Annotated in this window: 16 protein-coding genes; 10 read left to right on the top strand and 6 right to left on the bottom strand. The window is 68.9% G+C overall.

Going from position 1 to position 19297, the window contains the following annotated elements:
- Window positions 1–9: 9 nt before the first annotated feature.
- On the bottom strand, window positions 10–876 hold the full coding sequence (locus ABZ195_RS03540; protein WP_355214859.1) for an aldo/keto reductase: 867 nt from the start codon (window positions 874–876) through the stop codon (window positions 10–12).
- A gap of 39 nt (window positions 877–915) precedes the next feature.
- Between ABZ195_RS03540 and ABZ195_RS03535 the strand changes: the two genes are divergently transcribed.
- The 6 genes from ABZ195_RS03535 (at window position 916) to ABZ195_RS03510 (ending at window position 7400) form a co-directional block, all read left to right on the top strand.
- Window positions 916–1413, top strand: a complete 498-nt coding sequence (locus ABZ195_RS03535; protein WP_355214857.1) for a DUF1990 domain-containing protein — start codon at window positions 916–918, stop codon at window positions 1411–1413.
- A gap of 12 nt (window positions 1414–1425) precedes the next feature.
- Window positions 1426–2211, top strand: coding sequence for an MBL fold metallo-hydrolase (locus ABZ195_RS03530; protein ID WP_355214855.1), 786 nt, complete (start codon window positions 1426–1428; stop codon window positions 2209–2211).
- Between the two features lie 25 nt (window positions 2212–2236).
- Window positions 2237–2623: a DUF2237 domain-containing protein gene (locus ABZ195_RS03525; protein WP_355214853.1), complete on the top strand. Its 387-nt coding sequence runs from the start codon at window positions 2237–2239 to the stop codon at window positions 2621–2623.
- A gap of 212 nt (window positions 2624–2835) precedes the next feature.
- The gene (locus ABZ195_RS03520; RefSeq protein ID WP_355214852.1) at window positions 2836–4002 is read left to right on the top strand and encodes an LLM class flavin-dependent oxidoreductase; all 1167 of its coding nucleotides are present in this window, start codon (window positions 2836–2838) and stop codon (window positions 4000–4002) included.
- A gap of 9 nt (window positions 4003–4011) precedes the next feature.
- Window positions 4012–5385, top strand: coding sequence for an NtaA/DmoA family FMN-dependent monooxygenase (locus ABZ195_RS03515; RefSeq protein WP_355214850.1), 1374 nt, complete (start codon window positions 4012–4014; stop codon window positions 5383–5385).
- Window positions 5386–5471: 86 nt separating this feature from the next.
- Window positions 5472–7400, top strand: coding sequence for a potassium transporter Kup (locus ABZ195_RS03510; RefSeq protein WP_355214956.1), 1929 nt, complete (start codon window positions 5472–5474; stop codon window positions 7398–7400).
- Between the two features lie 6 nt (window positions 7401–7406).
- On the opposite strand, the gene ABZ195_RS03505 is transcribed toward ABZ195_RS03510, so the two are convergent.
- Complete coding sequence (locus ABZ195_RS03505) at window positions 7407–8138, bottom strand: TMEM165/GDT1 family protein (protein ID WP_355214848.1); 732 nt, start codon at window positions 8136–8138, stop codon at window positions 7407–7409.
- Window positions 8139–8637: 499 nt separating this feature from the next.
- On the opposite strand from ABZ195_RS03505, the gene ABZ195_RS03500 reads away from it, so the two are divergent.
- The 4 genes from ABZ195_RS03500 (at window position 8638) to ABZ195_RS03485 (ending at window position 15883) form a co-directional block, all read left to right on the top strand.
- Entirely contained in the window at window positions 8638–10122 is a 1485-nt protein-coding gene (locus ABZ195_RS03500) for a DUF3375 domain-containing protein (RefSeq protein ID WP_355214846.1), read from the top strand.
- Window positions 10119–10829, top strand: a complete 711-nt coding sequence (locus tag ABZ195_RS03495) for a DUF4194 domain-containing protein (RefSeq protein WP_355214844.1) — start codon at window positions 10119–10121, stop codon at window positions 10827–10829. The genes ABZ195_RS03500 and ABZ195_RS03495 overlap by 4 nt, the downstream gene beginning before the upstream one ends.
- The gene (locus tag ABZ195_RS03490) at window positions 10822–14232 is read left to right on the top strand and encodes an ATP-binding protein (RefSeq protein WP_355214843.1); all 3411 of its coding nucleotides are present in this window, start codon (window positions 10822–10824) and stop codon (window positions 14230–14232) included. The genes ABZ195_RS03495 and ABZ195_RS03490 overlap by 8 nt, the downstream gene beginning before the upstream one ends.
- A 148-nt stretch (window positions 14233–14380) precedes the next feature.
- The gene (locus ABZ195_RS03485) at window positions 14381–15883 is read left to right on the top strand and encodes a multicopper oxidase domain-containing protein (protein ID WP_355214841.1); all 1503 of its coding nucleotides are present in this window, start codon (window positions 14381–14383) and stop codon (window positions 15881–15883) included.
- On the opposite strand, the gene ABZ195_RS03480 is transcribed toward ABZ195_RS03485, so the two are convergent.
- Genes ABZ195_RS03480 through cysK form a run of 4 tightly spaced genes read right to left on the bottom strand, consistent with a single transcriptional unit; the run spans window position 15859 to window position 19219 of the window.
- A complete protein-coding gene (locus ABZ195_RS03480) occupies window positions 15859–16503 on the bottom strand; it encodes a response regulator transcription factor (RefSeq protein ID WP_355214839.1) in 645 nt (214 codons plus the stop codon). The genes ABZ195_RS03485 and ABZ195_RS03480 overlap by 25 nt on opposite strands.
- Window positions 16500–17681: a histidine kinase gene (locus ABZ195_RS03475; protein WP_355214837.1), complete on the bottom strand. Its 1182-nt coding sequence runs from the start codon at window positions 17679–17681 to the stop codon at window positions 16500–16502. Before ABZ195_RS03475 ends, ABZ195_RS03480 begins: the two co-directional genes overlap by 4 nt.
- A 10-nt stretch (window positions 17682–17691) precedes the next feature.
- Window positions 17692–18276 carry a serine O-acetyltransferase EpsC gene (epsC, locus tag ABZ195_RS03470; RefSeq protein ID WP_355214835.1) on the bottom strand — a complete coding sequence of 195 codons (585 nt, stop codon included), beginning with the start codon at window positions 18274–18276 and terminating at the stop codon, window positions 17692–17694.
- Window positions 18277–18283: 7 nt separating this feature from the next.
- Window positions 18284–19219 (bottom strand): cysteine synthase A, encoded by a 936-nt coding sequence (gene cysK / locus ABZ195_RS03465; RefSeq protein WP_355214833.1) that lies wholly within the window; start codon window positions 19217–19219, stop codon window positions 18284–18286.
- Window positions 19220–19297 lie beyond the last annotated feature (78 nt).

Genomic DNA, 19297 nt, shown 5'->3' with positions numbered 1-19297 from the left:
ACCCGGTTCCTACTGGTCGGTGTCGTCCAGCGCGGCGAACTCCTCGTCGGTGAGGGTGACCTCGGCCGCCAAGACGTTCTCCTCGAGGTGCGCGACCCGTGAGGTGCCGGGGATCGGCACCATCACCGGGGACCGCTTGAGCAGCCAGGCCACGGCCAGCTGCGAGGGCTTCACGCGATGTCGGGAGGCGATGCGCTGCAGCGGGCCACCATCGGCGACGAGCGGTCCGGAGCCCAGCGGCGCCCACGGAATGAATGCGATGCCCTGGTCCTCGCAGGCCTGCAGCAGCGGGTCGGCGGTGCGCTCGGCCATGTTGTAGCGGTTCTGTACCGAGGCGATCGAAGCGACCCCCTGCGCGGCCGCCAACTGCTCGGCGGTGATCTCCGAGAGCCCGATGTGACGGATCTTGCCTTCCTTCTGCAGCGCGGCGAGTTCGCCGACCTGATCCTCGGCGGGGAACTTGGAGTCGATGCGGTGCAGCTGGAAGAGGTCGATGCGGTCGGTGCCGAGCCGACGCAGGCTCATCTCGACCTCTTGGCGCAGGTACGCGGGGAAGCCGAGCGGTGTCCACTGGTCCTCCCCGGTCCGGACGAGCCCGGCCTTGGTCGCGACGACGAGGCCGTCGCGGTACGGGTGCAGCGCCTCGCGGATCAGTTCCTCGGCCACGTAGGGGCCGTAGGAATTGGCGGTGTCGAAGAAGTCGATGCCGAGTTCGACCGCGCGGCGCAGGACCCGGACGGCCTCGGCACGGTCGTCGGGTGGTCCCCAGATGCCGTTGCCGGTCAGCCGCATGGTGCCGAATCCCAGCCTGTTGACGGTGAGATCGCCACCAATGGTGAACGTTCCGGATGCACCTGCGACGGATCGAGTGGTCACGTTCTCGACGGTACAGCCGTGGGTGGCATGGTGGGGTGGGTGAAATCCTGCGACCTCGCCGGCCTGCCACTCACCTACGCCGAGGTGGGCGCCACCGCCGGTCCGCTACCACCGGGATACCACCACCTGCAGGCGTCCTCGGTCATCGGGCACGGGCGGGCGAGGTTCGACGAGGCCGCCGCGAAGGTGATGCGTTGGGGCATGCTGCGCGGTGCCGGACTGCACGTCGAGGCGACGACGGAGGTCGCGGCCGTCGGGTCGGAGGTCGTCGTGGGCCTCGGGCCCGTGCGGGCACCGTGCCGGGTGGTCTACGTCGTCGACGAACCCGACCGCCGGGGCTTTGCCTACGGCACCCTCCCCGGCCATGCCGAGAGCGGGGAGGAACTGTTCGCCGTCCGGTACGACCCGGCCGACGAATCGGTGCACGCGGAGATCTGCGCCTTCTCGCGACACGGCACGTGGTGGAGCAGGTTGGCCGGGCCGGTGGCGTCCTTGATGCAACGCGTGGTGAGCAAGCGCTATCTGCGGGCGCTCTAGGGTGGTTTCACGATGAAGGTGCACCATCTCAACTGCGGGACGATGGACTCCCCCGGTGCGCCGACGATCTGCCACGTCCTGCTGCTCGAGACCGACGGGGGGCTGGTGCTGGTCGACTCCGGGTTCGGATTGCTCGACTGCGCGGACCCGCGTCGAATCGGTCCCTCGCGCCACGTGATCCGCCCACGTTTCCAGGTGCACGAGACGGCGGCCCACCAGGTGGAGGCCATGGGCTTCGAACGTTCGGACGTCCGCCACGTCATCGCCACGCACTTCGACGTCGACCACGTGGGCGGCATCGCCGACTTCCCGGATGCCCAGATTCACGTCACCGCCGCGGAGGCGCTCGGGGCCACGAGGCCGCCGACGCGCATGGAGCGGTTCCGCTTTCGGCCGGCGCAGCGGGCTCACGGCCCCCACCTCGTGGAGCACGAACCGATCGGCGAGAAGTGGCGCGGCTTCGCCGCCGCCAAGGAACTGGACTCCATCGCCCCGGGCATCGTGCTGATCTCGTTGCCCGGTCACACCCGTGGGCATGCCTGCGTGGCGGTCGACGCGGGTCACCGGTGGGTACTGCATTGTGGCGACGCGTTCTACTACGAGGGCACCCTCGACGGTCGCTCCCGGGTGCCGTTGGGCCTGAAGTGGTCCGAAATGCTCGTCGCCTACGACCGAAAGGCCGTGCGGGACAACCATTCCCGTCTCGCCGAACTGTACGCCCACCGCGATCCGGAGCTGATGATCGTCTCGGCTCACGACCCCCGCCTGCTCGCCGAGGCCGTCGCCACCAACGGGTGACGCGCGCGTGCGGGATACTGGCGCCATGTCCGATCGCAACGTTCTCGGTGGCCCGCTGGACCCGTGTGGCACCGACCCGCTCACCGGGTTCCACCGCGACGGTTGCTGTTCGACGGGACCCGAGGACGTGGGGCTGCACACCATCTGCGCGGTGGTGACCACCGAATTCCTCGAGCACCAACGCGGCATCGGCAACGACCTGACGACGCCGATGCCGCAGTACCGGTTCCCCGGGTTGGTGCCCGGTGACCGGTGGTGCGTCACCGCGGTGAATTGGCTTCGTGCGCAACGCGATGGCGTCGGCACGCCGGTGGTGCTGGCCGCCACCCACGAACGCACCCTCGAGGTCGTGCCCCTCGAGGTGTTGCGGGAGCACGCGGTCGACGTCCCCGACGATCCCGGCGGCCTCTGACCCCGCGCGCCCGTATCCGACTTGGCCTCACCCCGAGCAGATGTCTTCGGCCACCGCGGGTCGACGCCGACACTGGGGTGGTGACCTGCGCCAACGTGCCGATGCGTCGTCCGCGGACTCGACGGCGCGGGTGCCGTCGCGGGTCCGAACCGGAATGACGCGAACGCGCGACGGCGTTGTGATGGTGTCCGTGACCGAAAGGGAGAACGCCCGTGCCCGGTAGTTCCGACCTGCTTCACCTCGCCGTCGCGTTGGACGGCACGGGGTGGCATCCCGCCTCGTGGCGCGAGCCCGACGCCCGCCCGGCCGACCTGCTGACGGCGGGCTACTGGACAGATCTGGTCACCGAGGCCGAACGTGGCCTGCTGGACTTCATCACGATCGAGGACGGGCTGGCCCTGCAATCGGAGCATCCGCTGCGGGCCGACGACCGCACCGACCGGGTGCGTGGACGGCTCGACGCCACCCTGATCGCCGCGCGGGTGGCCCCACGCACCCGTCACGTCGGCGTGGTGCCGACGGTGATCGCGACCCACACCGAACCGTTTCACGCCTCGAAGGCCATTGCGACCCTGGACTACGTCAGCTCGGGCCGAGCCGGGGTGCGGATCCAGGTCTCGGCGAGCCCCGAGGCCGCCAAGCACTTCGGCCGCCGGGTGCCGACACCAGACGGCGGAGCCGAACTCTTGAGCGAGGCAATCGATTACGTCGAGGTGATACGCCGGTTGTGGGACAGCTGGGAGGACGACGCCGAGATTCGCGACGTGTCCACGGGGCGCTTCGTCGACCGCACGAAGCTGCACTACGTCGACTTCGAGGGTCGCTGGTTCTCGGTCAAGGGGCCGTCGATCACGCCGCGCCCGCCGCAGGGCCAGCCGATCGTCGCCGCGCTGGCGCACGTCGACGCGGCGTACCGGCTCGTCGCGGCGGGCGCGGACGTCGGATTCGTCACCCCGCACGACGCCCGGGAGACGACCGCCATCGTCGAGGAGATCGCCGGCCACCGCGCGGACGGTCCGCCGGTGCGCGTGTTCGCCGACCTGCTGGTGTTCCTCGACGACACGGCCGCCGCAGCGCGATCGCGGCGCGACCGGCTCGACGAGGTCGCCGGGCGGCCGCTGCGCAGCGACGCCGAGATCTTCGCCGGGACGCCGGCCGAGCTGGCCGATCTGCTCGAGCAGTGGCACGACGCCGGCGCCGACGGATTCCGGCTGCGGCCGGCCACCGTGCCGCACGACCTGTTGCAGATCACCGACGGGCTGGTGCCTCGCCTTCAGGCGGCTGGTTCGTTCCGGCCGTCGTACGCGGGCACCAGCCTGCGTGACTCGCTTGGATTGTCCCGACCCGCCAACCGGTACTCCACCGCTGCGACCCCCTAGGAATCTCGTATGTCCAAGCCCGTGAAGCAGATTCACCTCGCCGCGCACTTCCCCGGGGTCAACAACACCACGGTGTGGAGCGATCCGGCCTCCGGGAGCCACATCGACTTCGGGTCGTTCGTCCACTTCGCCCAGACGGCGGAGCGCGGCAAGTTCGACTTCATGTTCTTGGCCGAGGGCTTGCGTCTGCGTGAGCAGGGCGGCGAGATCTACGACCTCGACGTCGTCGGGCGGCCCGACACGTTCACGGTGCTGGCCGCGCTGGCCGCCGTCACCGACCACCTTGGCCTGACGGGCACGATCAACTCGACGTTCAACGAGCCGTACGAGGTAGCCCGGCAGTTCGCGTCGCTGGACCACCTGTCCGACGGACGGGCGGCGTGGAACGTCGTCACGTCGTGGGATGCGTTCACCGGCGAGAACTTTCGGCGCGGTGGGTACCTGGCCGAGGATCAGCGGTACGAACGGGCGGAGAGCTTCCTGGCGGCCGCCCTCACTCTGTTCGACTCCTGGCGGGGTGACGAGATCGTCGCGGACCAGGCTGGCGGCATCTTCCTCGACGACGCGGCGGCCGGTTCGTTCACCTACTCCGACGCGCACTTCGACATCGGCGGCCGGTTCAACGTACCCCGCAGCCCGCAGGTCAGGCCGGCGATCTTCCAGGCCGGCGACTCCGACCGCGGCCGCGAATTCGCCGCTGCGGCAGCCGATGCGATCTTCTCGCGGCACGGCACCCTGGAGGACGGGCAGGCGTTCTACGCCGACGTGAAGGGCCGTCTGGCCAGGTACGGCCGCCGCCACGACCAACTGCTGATCCTGCCGGCGGCGACGTTCGTCCTCGGCGACACCGACGCCGAGGCTGCCGAGATCGCGCAGGAGGTGCGGCTGGCTCAGGTGTCGCCGCAGACGGCCGTCAAGTTCCTCGAACAGCTGTGGAACCGGGACCTCTCCGACCACGATCCGGACGGTCCGTTGCCCTCGGTGGATCCGGTGGTCGGCGAGAACACCATCGCCCGCGGTCGCGCGAGCGTGCGGATGTACCGCGATCCCGTCGCGACGGCCCGCGAATGGCGGGCCAGGGCGGAGGCCGAGGGGTTGACCTCTCGCGAGCTGATCGTGGAGGTCACCGGACGCCAGAACTTCGTCGGATCCGCACGGACGATCGCCGACCGGATCGACCACCTCGTCCAGGCCGACGCGAGCGACGGCTTCATCCTGGTGCCGCACGTCACGCCGGGGGGACTCGACCCGTTCGTCGACCAGGTGGTGCCGTTGCTGCAGGAACGCGGCACGTTCCGGTCCGAGTACGAGGGCACCACGCTGCGCGACCACCTCGGCCTCTCCGCGCCGGTGGGCACACTCGGCGCGGCGTCGGCCGTGTGAGACGGAGCATCCCCAGGACGGCGGTTTACGATCGGAGTTTGCCGGCCTGAAGCAAGGACACCGTGGTGCAGACGAACTCCGAAGTCATGGCGGCGCCGTCGCGGCCGGCCGGCACGAACCACACCCCCCCATTTCGCGCGGCGCTGGTGCTCGGCGCACTGGGAGTGGTGTTCGGCGACATCGGCACCAGCCCGATCTACACCCTGCAGACGTTGTTCGATCCCGCCGACCCCCACCCGGTGCCGATCAACGTGGACAACGTGTACGGCATTGTGTCCCTGATCTTCTGGTCGGTGATGATCATCGTCACCCTGACCTACATCACCCTGGTGATGCGCGCCGACAACGACGGCGAGGGCGGCATCATGGCGCTCATCACGATGCTCAAGCATGGTGCGGCCTCACGCGGCCGACGCACCGCGGCGGTGCTCGCGGCGCTCGGATTGTTCGGCGCGTCACTGTTCTTCGGCGACAGCATGATCACCCCGGCCATCTCGGTGCTGTCCGCGGTCGAGGGCATCAAGACCGTCACCCCGGATCTGCAGGACTGGGTGGTGCCGATCACGGCGGTGATCATCGTGTGCCTGTTCCTGGTTCAGCGCCACGGCACGGCGAAGGTGGGCCGGTTCTTCGGTCCGGTGATGATCCTGTGGTTCGTGTCGATCGGCGCTTTCGGCATCGGGGGCATCGTCGGCCATCCGGAGATCCTCAAGGCGATCTCCCCCACCTACGCGGTGTCGTTCATGTTCGGGCACTTTCACATTGCGTTCTTCGCGCTGGCGGCGGTCGTCCTGGCCGTCACCGGCGCCGAGGCGCTCTATGCCGACATGGGCCACTTCGGCCGGCGGCCCATCACCTTGGCGTGGTTGTTCGTCGTGCTGCCGGCGCTGGTGTGCAACTACTTCGGCCAGGGCGCGTTGATCATCGGCGACCAGCGCAACGTCAGCGCCCCGTTCTTCCTGCTGATGCCCGACGGGGCCCGGCTTCCCATGGTCCTGCTCGCCACCGCGGCCACCATCATCGCCTCGCAGGCCGTGATCACCGGGGCGTTCTCGGTGGCGGCGCAGGCCGCGAAGCTCGGTCTGCTGCCCCGACTGCGGGTCGTGCACACCTCGGCGTCGGCCTACGGCCAGGTCTACGTGCCCGCGATCAACTGGATGCTGATGGTGTCGGTGCTGATCCTGGTGTTCGCCTTCGAGAGTTCGGCCAAGCTGGCCTACGCCTACGGCATGGCGGTGATCGGGACCATCACCATCGTCACCCTGCTGTTCTTCTATCTCGCGCGCACCCGGTGGGGCACGCCGCTGTGGATGGTCGTCATCGGCGGGGGCGCACTGCTGGGAGTCGACGCGCTGTTCTTGGCGGCCAACCTGACCAAGCTGGTGCACGGCGCCTGGCTGCCACTGTTGATCGCCGTCGCGGCGTGGACCGTCATGATGACCTGGGAGCGGGGGCGCAAGCTCGTCACCGCGGCCCGGGAAGAAGCCGAGGGCCCGCTACGGGAGTTCATCGACGGGCTGTCGAAGTACGACCCACCCCTGTCGCGGGTGCCCGGCACCGCTGTGTTCCTCAACCGTGGCATGGAGACCGCGCCCCTGGCGATGCGGGCCAACGTCGAGCACAGCCACGTGCGCCACGAACACGTCGTCATCATGACCATCGAGACCGAACCCGTGCCGCGCATCCCAGTCGACGAACGCACCGAGGTCGACTCACTCGGCCTCAACGAGGACGGAATCGTCCACGTGACGGCAAGATTCGGCTACATGGAACCGTCGGACGTCCCGGCCGCGCTGCGACTGCTGACCGCCGCGGAGACCGAGGGCGCGATCGACGTCGACGAGGCGTCGTTCTTCCTGTCCAAGCTGGAACTCGACGCGAGCCCCGAGCCGACCATGGCGCCGTGGCGCAAGCGGCTGTTCATCGCGACGTCCTATCTCACGGCCGACGCGGCGGACTTCTTCCACCTGCCCCATGACCGCACGGTCGTCATGGGGTCGCGCATCGAGTTCTGAGCGCGCTCAGGGGTGCACGACTGGCGACACGTCGCCGCTGCGGTCGGAGTCCCGGGCCTGGCTCCGCAAGACCGGGGGGCGCCATCGCTGCGGCAGCCGCCACAGGACCGCGGCGAGCAGTGCGACGACGCCCACCGAGCTGGCGACCATCAGTACTACGGGCATGGCCGGCGCGAAGCTCTCCAGCAGCATGTAGACGCCGAAGATCAGGAACAGGGCGGCCGCGGAGATCTGGATCAACCGCTCGGGGAGGTGCTTGCCGGCCACCGCGCCGACGATGATCGCGAGGCCGTCGGCGGCCACCATGCCGAGGGTCGAGCCGATCCAGACGCCGACCCAATCGTTGTCCGCGGCGAGGGTGATGGTGGCCAGCATGGTCTTGTCGCCCAGTTCGGCGAGCAGGAACGAGGAGGTGACGACGAAGAACGCCGGGGCGGCCGCCTTCTGGGCGCGGCTGGCCTCGGCGTCGGAGAGCTTGTCACCCCGAAGCGTCCACAGGCCGAACACGACGAACATGACGCCGGCGATGACGCCGAGCAGATGTGTGGGCAACGCGGCGCCCAGGTAGTGCCCGATCGCGACGGACAGGATGTGCACGATCGTGGTCGCGGTGGTGATCGCGGCGAGCACCACCCACCAGCGGTAGCGCAGCGCGAACACCATCGCCATCAACTGAGACTTGTCGCCCATCTCGGCGACGAAGATCACGGCGAAACTGAGTAGCAGAGCGGCGAACACCCGGAACTCCTTGGTCGGTGGGCGTCGCGGGGGTTGGGTACCTCCGGCCGACGACCCAATGGTCACAGCGGCCGAAGGTCTCGCCCACCGGTGAGATTCCGGTCTCGGCGGCCGGGCGGCGCGAGCGCTGCCAGCATGTCGACTGCCGAGTTGGGGGCTACTCCCCTTCGTTGCCAAGAACATACCCGGCCGCATCCGGGATGTGCAACTCGGATGAGGTGAAACATCAACGGAAACAATGACTTTGGGCACCATGGTCGGTAAAGTTCGGGTACCCGGATCCTCTTCGTCGGGGTTGCCACGAGGTATCTCCGGGGGGCGAGCCGCCGGACTTCGGGAACCGACACGACGACGCTCGGTGGTGCTGACGCGACGGTTGAGGCTCCTGTGACGAGCACCGGAACGGGGGTCGTCGTGCGCCTGCGCGTCGTGCGATCCGCGGTCGGTGCCGTGCCCTATCTTGGACCGTCGGCGACGAACGAAGGGAGGTGGACGTCACGTGGACGGCGCAGCCGAGACGACGGCATCCGAGCTCCTCGAACTGAATCGCGAGATCCAGGCTTCCCCCACCATTCGACTGCTGAGCACCCTCAACCTGGGCGTGTACGGCACGCTGATGGAACGCCACCTCGGCGAGGGTGTGGTCGGCGAGCCCGACCTGGTGGTCCGGCTGGAGCGTGACCTCGAGCAGCTGGGGCGCCCCGGCGGCGAGCAGTCAGGCCTGGCGCTGATCAAGTCGTGGGCCAGCCAGGGCTGGCTGCACCGCGTCGCCGACCAGCGCTCCGGCGTCGAGCGCAACCTCTGCTATCTGACCCAGGATGCGCGCCGGGCGTTGGACTTCCTGCGCGGGCTGCGCCGCCAGGACACCATCGCCACCGGCGGTTCCATCACCGGCATCGCCGCGCGCCTCAAGCAGGTCGCGCTGCGCGTCGGCAACGACCCCGATCGGATGCGCGCTGGCATCGAGTCCGAGATCGCCGCGTTGCACGCCGCACTGGAGGCGCTCGACCGCGGTGACGACGACGTGGCCGGGCCCGAGCCCGACCTGACCGACGCCTACGACGAGGCACGCGCCATCGCCCTGCAGATGGAGCGGCTGATCACCGACATCGGCCAGTACGGCACGATGATCGAACAGGCCACCGCCGCGCTCGACGAGCCGATCGACGGCAATCTGGAGTACCGCGACCGGCAGCGCCAGATGTACGCCGACTACCAGGCGGCCTGGGATTCTCAGGGCCGCGATTCGCACCGCGCCTTCCTCCGGATGATCAACGACCCCGACCAGCGCGCCGAGTTCGAAGCCGACGTGGCGGCCGTCGCCGAGGCCCTGCCGGCGCTCGATCCGGCCCTGCGCAAGGTGATGGCGGGATTCTTCGAACTCGTCGGGCACCAGATCGACGAGGTCGAACGCATCCAGCAGCGCTGCGCCCAACGCGTGAAGCGCTTCACCGCATTCGGCACCCTCGAGCAGAGCCGCGGCGTGGCACGTCAGCTCAACGAGGCCATCGGCGCCGCCCGCACCCTGCTGAAGTCGTCGCTGACCGACTCCCGCCTCGACCTGGAACTGCCCCTGGCCCGGCACGCCATCAGCTCGGTCGGGGCGCTGAGCTTCCGCATCGGCGACCTGTCCAACCCCCGACCGGCCCGCCCCGCCGAGGGCGAGGTCGACCTGTCCAGCTTCGCCGCCCTGACGACTCAGGTCGACGCCCCGGCGATGTCGGAACTGATCAACACCGCACTCGCCGAGGGACCGCTCTCGCTGTCCGACGCCGTGGACATGCTGGAGTCGGCCTACCTCGGCCACGTCATCGTGCTGTGGTCTTGGGCCCTCAAACAACCCGTCCCCACCAGCCCGCACGCACGCACGACGGCGTCGACCACGGTGCGCTTCCAGTCCCTGGACGGTCGCGACCGTGAGATGGAGGTTCCGCACCTGATGTTCACCGAACCCGTGTCGAGTCTGCTGGGAGCCGCGTCGTGAGCGACCCCGAATCCGCGGCCCACGACTACTCGGGCTTCTCGGCACTGCCGCAGGTCGACCAGTCGGCCCGACCCCCGCACCAACGCCGGCCGCGCTTCGACGGTGACGTCAGCGAGCTGCCCGACCGCGCGTGCTGGGCACTGCAGCACCTGCTGACCCGGCGCTACATCAGCGCCGAGACCGAACGCGACCTCTACACGTGGGTGCTCGAGTACCGCAGCCAACTCACCGTCCGGCTCTCCGAACTCGACCTCGTGCTCAAGATCGTCGACGGGGTGGAGGTCGCCTTCGTCGAACAGGCTCGCTACGAGTCGGCCCGCGGGGTCAAGCTGTTGCGCCGCGAGCCGCTGGGCACCTACGACTCCATCCTGGCTCTGCACCTGGCCCAGATGATGCGCGCCTCCGGTGACGACACCGTGCTGATCAGCCGTGACGAGGTGCACGGGTTGTTCGCCGGTGTACTCAACGACGTCGACCGCGACGCCGTCACCTTCACCGCCAGGATCGACGGCGCGATCGCCCGGCTGACGGGCCTGGAGATCCTGCGCAGGAGTCGAGACGACGAGGACAGCTACACCGTCAGCCCGGTCATCACCGCGGTCATGACGGCGTCGGTGATCAGCGAGTTACAACAGCAGTTCGAATTGCTCCTGCGCGGTGGAAGCACCGGCCTGCCAAGCGAAGTGGACGTGTCACTGGATGTCTGAGCAATTTCACCTGTCCCGCCTCCAGGTCGTCAACTGGGGCGTGTTCGACGGCTACCACTCCATCCCGTTCAGTGAAGGCGGCGCGCTGATCGCCGGCGCGTCCGGCAGCGGCAAGTCCTCACTGCTGGACGCCATCTCGCTCGGGTTCCTTCCGTTCAACCGCCGCAACTTCAACGCCTCGGGCGACAACTCCGCCGCCGGGTCGAGCGCCGGGCGCCGCACCGTCGACAAATACGTCCGCGGGGCGTGGGGCCAGCGCAGCGAGGCGGGCGCCAGCAAGGTCATGTACCTCCGTGGCGACGGCGCCGCTTGGTCGGCGGTGGCGGTCACCTACACCAGCAACACCGGCCGGTCCGTGACCGGGTTGGTACTCAAATGGCTTACGGGCGAATCGCGTTCGGATTCTTCGAGCCGGTTCGTGCTCGCCGACGGCGACCGTGACGTCGAGGACGTCTGCAACCGGTGGGCGTCGAACCGGTTCGACGCGAGCGTGTTCAAGGTTCGGGGCGAGCGAAGCGACGGGGAGGATTCGGGCTGGCGATTCTCCACCAAGGTCGAGTCTCAGTACCTGGCGCAGCTGTACGCGACGATCGGCATCCGCGCCTCCGACGCCGCCCAGCAGCTACTCGGAAAGGCCAAGTCGCTCAAGAGCGTCGGCGGTCTCGAGCAGTTCGTCCGCGAGTTCATGCTCGACGAGCCCAGCAGCCTGACCCGTTTGCCCGACGCGCTCAAGCAGATCGACCCCCTCGTCGACGCCCGCGAGCTGCTCGCCGTCGCGCAACGCAAGCGCAAGATCCTCGGCGACATCGAGAAGATCCAGCAGCGGTACGGCTCGGAGTCCTCCGATCTCGGCATCATCGACCTAGTCGACCAGCCGATGGTGCGGGCCTACACCGACCACCTGCGGCTCGCACAGGCACCGGCGCAGATCGACTCGCTCGACGCCACCATCGACCAGCTCGGCAACGAGTACGAGGACGTGACCAGGTCGCTGAATCTGGCCAAGGCCGAAGCGGATTCGCTCAACGGTCAGATCAGCGGATCCAGCGCCAGCATCGGTCCACTGCAGTCGCAGGTCGCCGCAGCCGAGGCGCAGGCCGAGGAAGTCTCCCGCCGCCGGGCCACTTACGAGGCCATGCTCGCACCGCACGACGTCCGAATCCCCGAGACCGCCGACGAATTCTGGAATCTGCGCGAGGAACTCAGCACGCAGGCCAACGAGATGCTCGCCCGGCTGGACCGCGGCCGGGAGGCCTCCACCGACGCCGAGTACGCCCAGAAGCTCGCGAGGATCGCCCGAGACGACGCCGCGAAGGAGCTACGCCGGGTGGAGCACGTCGGGTCGGCGCTGCCCGAGTCGGCCATCACCATGCGTGACCACATCTGCGCCGCCGTCGGCGTGACGTCCGATGAGCTGCCCTACATCGCCGAGCTGATGGATCTGCGGCCCGAACACGGGCGCTGGCGCGTGGCCGTGGAGAAGGTGCTGCGTGGCGTCGGCTTGCGACTGCTGGTACCCGACTCCCACTACGCGGCAGTACTGCGATTCGTCAACGACACCAACATGGGCGGACGGCTACAGCTGCATCACGTGCGCGCGAAGTTCGTCGGCGCCCAACCCGTGGAAGCCGAACCGAATACCTTGGCGGGCAAGCTGTTCGTGGTCGACGACCACCACCCCTGCGCCGCCGAGGCAGCAGATGTCGTCGCCGCGGCGGGCGACCACGTGTGCGTCGACGTCCCGGACGTGTTCCCCCGCTTCCGCCGGGCGGTCACCGACACCGGCTTGTACAAGGACTCCGACCGTCTGGCCGTCAAGGACGACCGGCGCCCACTTCGCCAGTCGGACTACATCTTCCAGGGTGACGTCGCCGCCAAGATCGACGCACTCACCGTCGACTTCGCCATGGCCGAGGAGGCCTACCACCAGGCCCGTAGCGCCGCGGATGCCATCGCCGCGGAACGCCAGCAGTGGCGTGACCGGGCGGCGGCGTGCAAGGCGATCTGCGAGCAGTTCCCCCAGTGGAACCAGGTCGACGTCGACTCCGCCGACGGGCACGCCGACCGGTTGCGCGACCAGTACGAACTATTGCTCGCAGAGCATCCCGACATCGAAGCCCTCAATGCCCGCGCCGAGGAATGCTGGCAGGAGATCCAGACCTTGATGACGCGCCGCGGGGCGATTCAGACCCGTCGCGACGACCTCGACCAGAGGCGCACCCGCCTGCTCGAACTCGTCGAGCGCCTCACCCCGGCGTTCGTGTCGGAGCCGTTGACCGAGCTGTTGAACCGCTACGCAGGCGACGTGCCGGTGACGCTGGAGTTGCTCAACCCCGAGCCGCACCGCGAGGCGGTCTTCACCGCGATCCGGCGGGAACGCGAGCAGTTGCGCGAGAGCCGCCGGCGTTCCTACGACGAACTGGCCCGCATCCTCAACACCTTCGACACCGCGTTCCCCGACGCGATCCCCAACGACAGCGACGCCTTCGACGAGCGCGTGCACGACTACGTGGCACTGTGCCGTCACATCGACGAGCGGGAGCTGCCCGAGGCCTACGAGCGGATGATGCGTCTGGTCACCGAGCAGGCGCCGGACGCGATCCTGACCCTGCACCGCGTCGCCGAGCAGGAGACGCGCCGCATCAGCGAGCAGATCACCCGAGTCAACACCGGGCTGGGCGCGGTGGAGTTCAACCGCGGCACCCGGCTGACGCTGCGCGCCACCCCGCGCAGCCTGACCGCGGTCGCCGAACTCACCGACATCGTCAAGGCCATCTCCCGGCGGATCGCCGAGGTCGGGCTGGGCGACAAGCAGGCGATCCTCGACCAATACGCCGACATCCTGCGGCTGCGCAACCGGCTGGCGTCCACCGCGCCGGAGGACAAGGCCTGGACGCGCGACGCACTCGACGTGCGCAACCGGTTCACCTTCGACTGCGCCGAGTGGGACGTCGCCACCGAGGAACTGATCCGCACGCACAGCAATGCCGGCGACAATTCCGGCGGCGAGCAGGAGAAACTGATGGCCTTCTGCTTGGCCGGCGCACTGAGCTTCAACCTGGCTGCGCCCTCCAGTGTGGAATCAGACGAAGCCAACCGACCGGTGTTCGCGCAGCTGATGCTCGACGAGGCGTTCTCCAAGTCCGACCCGCAGTTCGCCCAGCAGGCACTGCAGGCGTTTCGCAAGTTCGGCTTCCAGCTCGTCATCGTCGCCACGGTGCAGAACGCCACCACCATTCAGCCCTACATCGACAGCGTGGTGATGGTCTCCAAGGCCGACGCCAGCGGCCGCAACGCCCGGCCGGTCGCGACGGTGTCGACCAAGACCATCTCCGACTTCACCGCCCTGAAGCAGGACATGGTGGCCTCGGCCGCCGCCGCGCGGGTGCCGGCGACGGTCTGAGGTCTGCTACCAGAACGGGTGCCCCGCCGCAAGGGTCCGACGGAGGAGATCGGCGCCGACGGGACCGGCCCGACGGCGGATTCGCCAGCCAGGCATGCACCGAAGACTCGAGGGGTCCGCTCGACCGACCACCACCCCTGGAGAACACGTGTCCGCCCTGTCGCGCCGCCGATTCTTGCTCGGCCTCGCCGCGAGTCCCGTCGTCTTGTCACCCTCGTGCTCCGCGGTACGCGATTCGGTTGCCGCGCCCGGTAATCGGACCCGCCCGCTGCCCATCCCACCGCTGGCCGCCTCGACCCTCGCCGCCGACGGCACCCGGGTCTTCAGCCTGCGCGCCGCACCCGGACGCACCGCGATGGTCGCGGGCACGAGCACGCCGACGTGGGGATTCAACGGCTCGATCCTGGGGCCCACCCTTAGGGCGCGCAACGGTGAGACCGTTGCCGTGGAATTCGAGAACGCGCTGCCGGCACCGACCACCGTGCACTGGCACGGCATGCACCTACCGGCGCGCTGCGACGGCGGCCCGCATCAGATGGTCGCCCCCGGCGCCCGGTGGCGGCCCGCGTGGACGGTCCGACAACCCGCCGCGACGCTCTGGTATCACCCACATCCCCACGGTGACACCGAGAAGCACGTCTACCGCGGTCTCGCCGGCCTCTTCCTCGTCGACGACGACGAGTCACCCGACGACCTGCCCCACGACTACGGCGTCGACGACGTCCCGCTGATCATCCAGGACCGCCGGTTCACCGAGACCGGCGCGTTCGACGAGTCCGACTCGACCGACGTCGGGCTCCTCGGGGACACGATCGTCACCAACGGCATTGCCGGCGCTCATCTCTCGGTCGTCACGGAGCGCGTTCGGCTGCGTGTGCTCAACGGCTCCGGCGGCCGACTCTACGACCTGGGTTTCGCCGACGACCGCGAGTTCCACGTGATCGGCAGTGACGGCGGACTGCTGCCGGCGCCGGTGCCGGTCCGCCGACTTCGGCTGAGTCCCGGTGAGCGCGCGGAGATCGTCGTCGATGTGTCGCCCGGCCGTCCGACGTCGTTGCGGTCGTTCGCATTCGAGGACTATGCGGGACTGCCGCCCGCCAAGGCCCGACGATTCGGCCTCGAGGACACCTTCGAGATCCTGGAACTGCGACCCGCCGCGACGCTGCGCCGCAGCGCCGGCCTCCCCGCCACGCTGGCGAGGTTGCCCGCGACGCCGTCACCCGACGCGGGCCTACACCGGTCATTCGACCTTCAGTGGTTCATGATCAACGGCAACCGAATGGACATGAACCGCATCGATTTCGCCGCCACCGTCGGCAACGACGAGATCTGGACCGTTCGCAACGTCGACGACTGGCCGCACAACTTTCACGTGCACGACACGCAATTTCGGATCATCGACGTCGACGGCGCGCCGCCACCGCCGCACCTCGCGGGGTACAAGGACACCGTGTACGCCCCGCCGGGACGAGCGATTCGGCTCGCGGTCCGGTTCGGCGACTACACCGATCCCACGTCTCCGTACATGTATCACTGCCATCTCGCGATGCACGAAGACCACGGCATGATGGGTCAGTTCCTCGTCCTCGCCCCCGGCGAACGTCCCGCCCCGATGGACATGCCGGGTCACTCCATGCGGCGGCAGCCGTAGACCGCGAGCTGAACACGATTTGCCGACCCGGTCTTGTCCATCAGATTCGCGACGTGCGTCTTGACCGTGCTCACCCCGAGGTGCAGGCGATCGGCGATGTCCTGGTTGGACATACCGTCGACCACCAACGGCAGCACGTCGCGTTCCCGAGCCGTCAGTGGCACCTGCTCGGGCGCCGGGTCACCGGCGGGTGTGGCGTCGACCGCGCGGTCGACGAGCCGCCGCAGCAGGTGCGGCGACAGCGGGTAGTCCCCGTCGGCCGTCCGGCGGATGGCGTCGGCGAGATCGGCGGGGCTGGTGTCCTTGACCAAAAACCCCGCCGCACCGGCGGTGAGCGCCGGGTAGAGGTGCTCGTCGTCGTCGAAGGTGGTCAGCACCAACACCTTCGACTGCTGGCGGGCCGACGTGACGAGACGGGTGGCGGTCACGCCGTCGAGACCCGGCATCCGAAGATCCATCAAGACCACGTCGGGCGCCAGTTCCGCGGCCAACCGGACGGCCTCCGCACCGTCGGCGGCCTCCCCGACCACCTCGAGGTCCTCGGTGGCCTCGCACAACATGCGCAACCCAGCCCGCACCAGTCTCTGGTCGTCGACGACGAGCACGCGGATCCTGGTCACTCGGGTGCACCCAGCGCGGTCGTCGAGGATGCCGGCAACCACGCCTCGACCACCCAGCGCGGCGGATCCCGTCGCACGTCCAACCGCCCGCCGACCAAGTCCAGACGCTCTGCCATGCCGATGAGCCCGTGCCCGTCGGCGGTGGGCGATGCCGCGTCGTCGACCGTGTTCTCCACGCGTACGGTCACACCACCGTCGAGGCCGTCGACGAGCACCTGCACCGGGTCGCCGCGATCGGAGTGCTTCATCACGTTGGTGAGCGCCTCCTGAACCACGCGGAGAAGCGTCAGGCGCGCGAGGGCGTCCAACCCCCTCACACCACGGTCGCAGCGCGACACCACCGTGAATCCCGCCGCCCGCGTCCGTGCGACGGCCGCCTCGATCTCGGTCCACACCGCCTCGGGTTCGATCATCGCGACCTCGCCGAGCGCCGGATCGCGCAGCGCCGCCTGCAATCGGCGGATGTCGGCCAGCGCGTCGGCGGCGGTGTCGTGCACGTCGGCCAGCACCGCAGACACCCGCGGGTCGAGGCCCTCGAACACGTGCTCGGTGACGCCGACCCGCACCACGATCGAGGCCATGTGGTGGGCCACGAGGTCGTGCAGTTCGCGGGCCATCACCGTGCGCTCCTGGGCGCGTACCGCCGATTCTGCTGCGAGCCTTCGCATTTCGGCATCAGCAGCCCGTTCTCGGTAGGTCGCGGCCAACCGTCGCTGCGCCCGCAGGTACAGCCCGAGCAGTAATGGCAGCCCGACGCCAGCCGCGATGGCCACTGCGTTGGCGGCGTTCCACAGCGGGGTGTGGTCGTCGAGCCAGGTGCCGATCACCATCGCCGCCAACCAGGTCGCGGTGACCGTCGCGACCACCAGGTTCCGGTCGCAGCGGGTGGCCACCTCGGCGAGGGTCAGCACGCCGAGGTAGGGAATCAGTCCCGAGAGACCCCATGCCTCGGCGGCGAACAGTGGTACCGCAAACCCCGAGACGAGCACTGCGGTCGTCGCGGGCCACCACCGCCCCAGGACGAAGACCGCGCCGGCGCCGAGCGACAACGCCCAGTAGCTCGCCGTGACCCGGAACTCCCCGGGAAAGGTGCTGGCCGACAAGCACACCGGCACCAGCAACAGCGGTATCAGTCGCCAGAGCACACCGCGCCACGACGGGTGCGACGTCACGGCCACCACCGCACTCTCAGATGTACATCGCGGGATCGATGTAGTAGTTCGGGTCGACGCCCTCTTCGCGTTGCTTCTCGGTCCGCACGCGCACGACGGCGGGGATGCCGGTGGCGATGGAGCCCGCGGGCACGTCGCGCGTCACGACGGCGTTGGCGCCGATGGCACTGTCGTCCCCGACGGTCAGCGGGCCGAGGATCTTCGCGCCCGCACCGATGGTCACGCGGTGGCCGATCGTGGGATGACGCTTGACTTGCTGCAGCGTCCGGCCGCCGAGGGTCACCCCGTGATAGACCATCACGTCGTCGCCGATCTCGGTGGTCTCCCCGATCACCACGCCCATGCCGTGGTCGATGAAGAAGCGCCGGCCGATCGTCGCGCCGGGATGAATCTCGATGCCGGTGAGGAAGCGGGTCAGCTGCATGAGCACCCGGGCGGGTCCGCGCAACCTCGGGTTCGCCCACATCCGGTGTCCCAGCCGATGGGACCAGATTGCGTGCAATCCCGAGTAGACGAGGGCGTTCTCGAGGTCACCGCGCGCGGCGGGATCGTGCGCCCGCGCGTTGCGCAGGTCCTCGCGCAGGGTCGACAGCAAGCTCACGTGGCGGTCAATCCCTGATGTGGTCGAACAGCACGGTGGAGATGTAGCGCTCGCCGAAGTCGCAGACGATGGCGACGATCAGCTTGCCGGCGTTCTCCGGCCGCTTGGCCAGTTCCAGTGCGGCCCAGATGATCGCACCGGAGGAGATGCCGCCGAGGATGCCCTCCTCGGTGCCGAGTTCACGGGCGACTCGGACGGAGTCCTCGAGCGTGACGTCGATGATCTCGTCATAGCTCTCTCGGTCGAGGATCTCGGGGACGAAGTTGGCGCCGATGCCCTGAATCTTGTGCGGCCCGGCCTCGCCCTTGGTCAACAGCGGGGAGTCGATCGGCTCGACGCCGACGATCTGCACGTCCGGTTTGCGGGCCTTCAGGACGTGTCCGACTCCGGTGATCGTGCCGCCGGTGCCGATCCCGGCGACGAAGACGTCGACCTTGCCGTCGGTGTCGTCCCAGACCTCCTCGGCGGTGGTCGCCTCGTGGATCGCCGGGTTGGCGGGGTTGGCGAACTGGTTGGCCGACACCGCGTTCTCCGTCTCGGAGATGATCTGCTTGGCCCTCGCCACGGCCCCGGCCATGCCCTCAGATCCCGGGGTGAGGACGATCTCGGCACCGTAGGCCCGCAGCATCACCCGCCGCTCGGTCGACATCGTCTCCGGCATCGTCAGGATCACCTTGTACCCACGCGCCGCGCCGACCATCGCCAGCGCGATGCCGGTGTTGCCGCTGGTGGCCTCGACGATCGTGCCGCCGGGCTTGAGCTCCCCCGACTTCTCCGCGGCGTCGATTATGGCCACGCCGATGCGGTCCTTGACGCTGTTGGCCGGGTTGTAGAACTCCAGCTTGGCCACGACCTGCGCACCGAGCCCATCAGTCAACCGGTTCAGCCGGACGAGCGGGGTGCGCCCGACCAGCTCGCTGACGTTCTCGTAGATCCTGCCCATGGCTGACCCTTCGTCATGGCCGGTCGGCACCGGCGACTCCCCCGAGTTTATGCGTGACGGATTCGTGCCAGGTTCGCG

The organism is Mycobacterium sp. NPDC006124 (assembly GCF_040614235.1).
GTDB lineage: Bacteria > Actinomycetota > Actinomycetes > Mycobacteriales > Mycobacteriaceae > Mycobacterium.
The sequence above is the reverse complement of the archived record's forward strand: the minus strand, read 5'-3'. Positions and strand labels throughout refer to the sequence as shown.

Excerpts from the sequence above, each read along its gene's own strand:
- ABZ195_RS03525 (WP_355214853.1), top strand. The coding sequence starts at position 2,237 with ATGTCCGATCGCAACGTTCTCGGTGGCCCGCTGGACCCGTGTGGCACC.
- cysK (WP_355214833.1), bottom strand. The coding sequence starts at position 19,219 with ATGGGCAGGATCTACGAGAACGTCAGCGAGCTGGTCGGGCGCACCCCG.
- ABZ195_RS03510 (WP_355214956.1), top strand. The coding sequence starts at position 5,472 with ATGGCGGCGCCGTCGCGGCCGGCCGGCACGAACCACACCCCCCCATTT.
- ABZ195_RS03515 (WP_355214850.1), top strand. The coding sequence starts at position 4,012 with ATGTCCAAGCCCGTGAAGCAGATTCACCTCGCCGCGCACTTCCCCGGG.
- ABZ195_RS03490 (WP_355214843.1), top strand. The coding sequence starts at position 10,822 with ATGTCTGAGCAATTTCACCTGTCCCGCCTCCAGGTCGTCAACTGGGGC.
- ABZ195_RS03530 (WP_355214855.1), top strand. The coding sequence starts at position 1,426 with ATGAAGGTGCACCATCTCAACTGCGGGACGATGGACTCCCCCGGTGCG.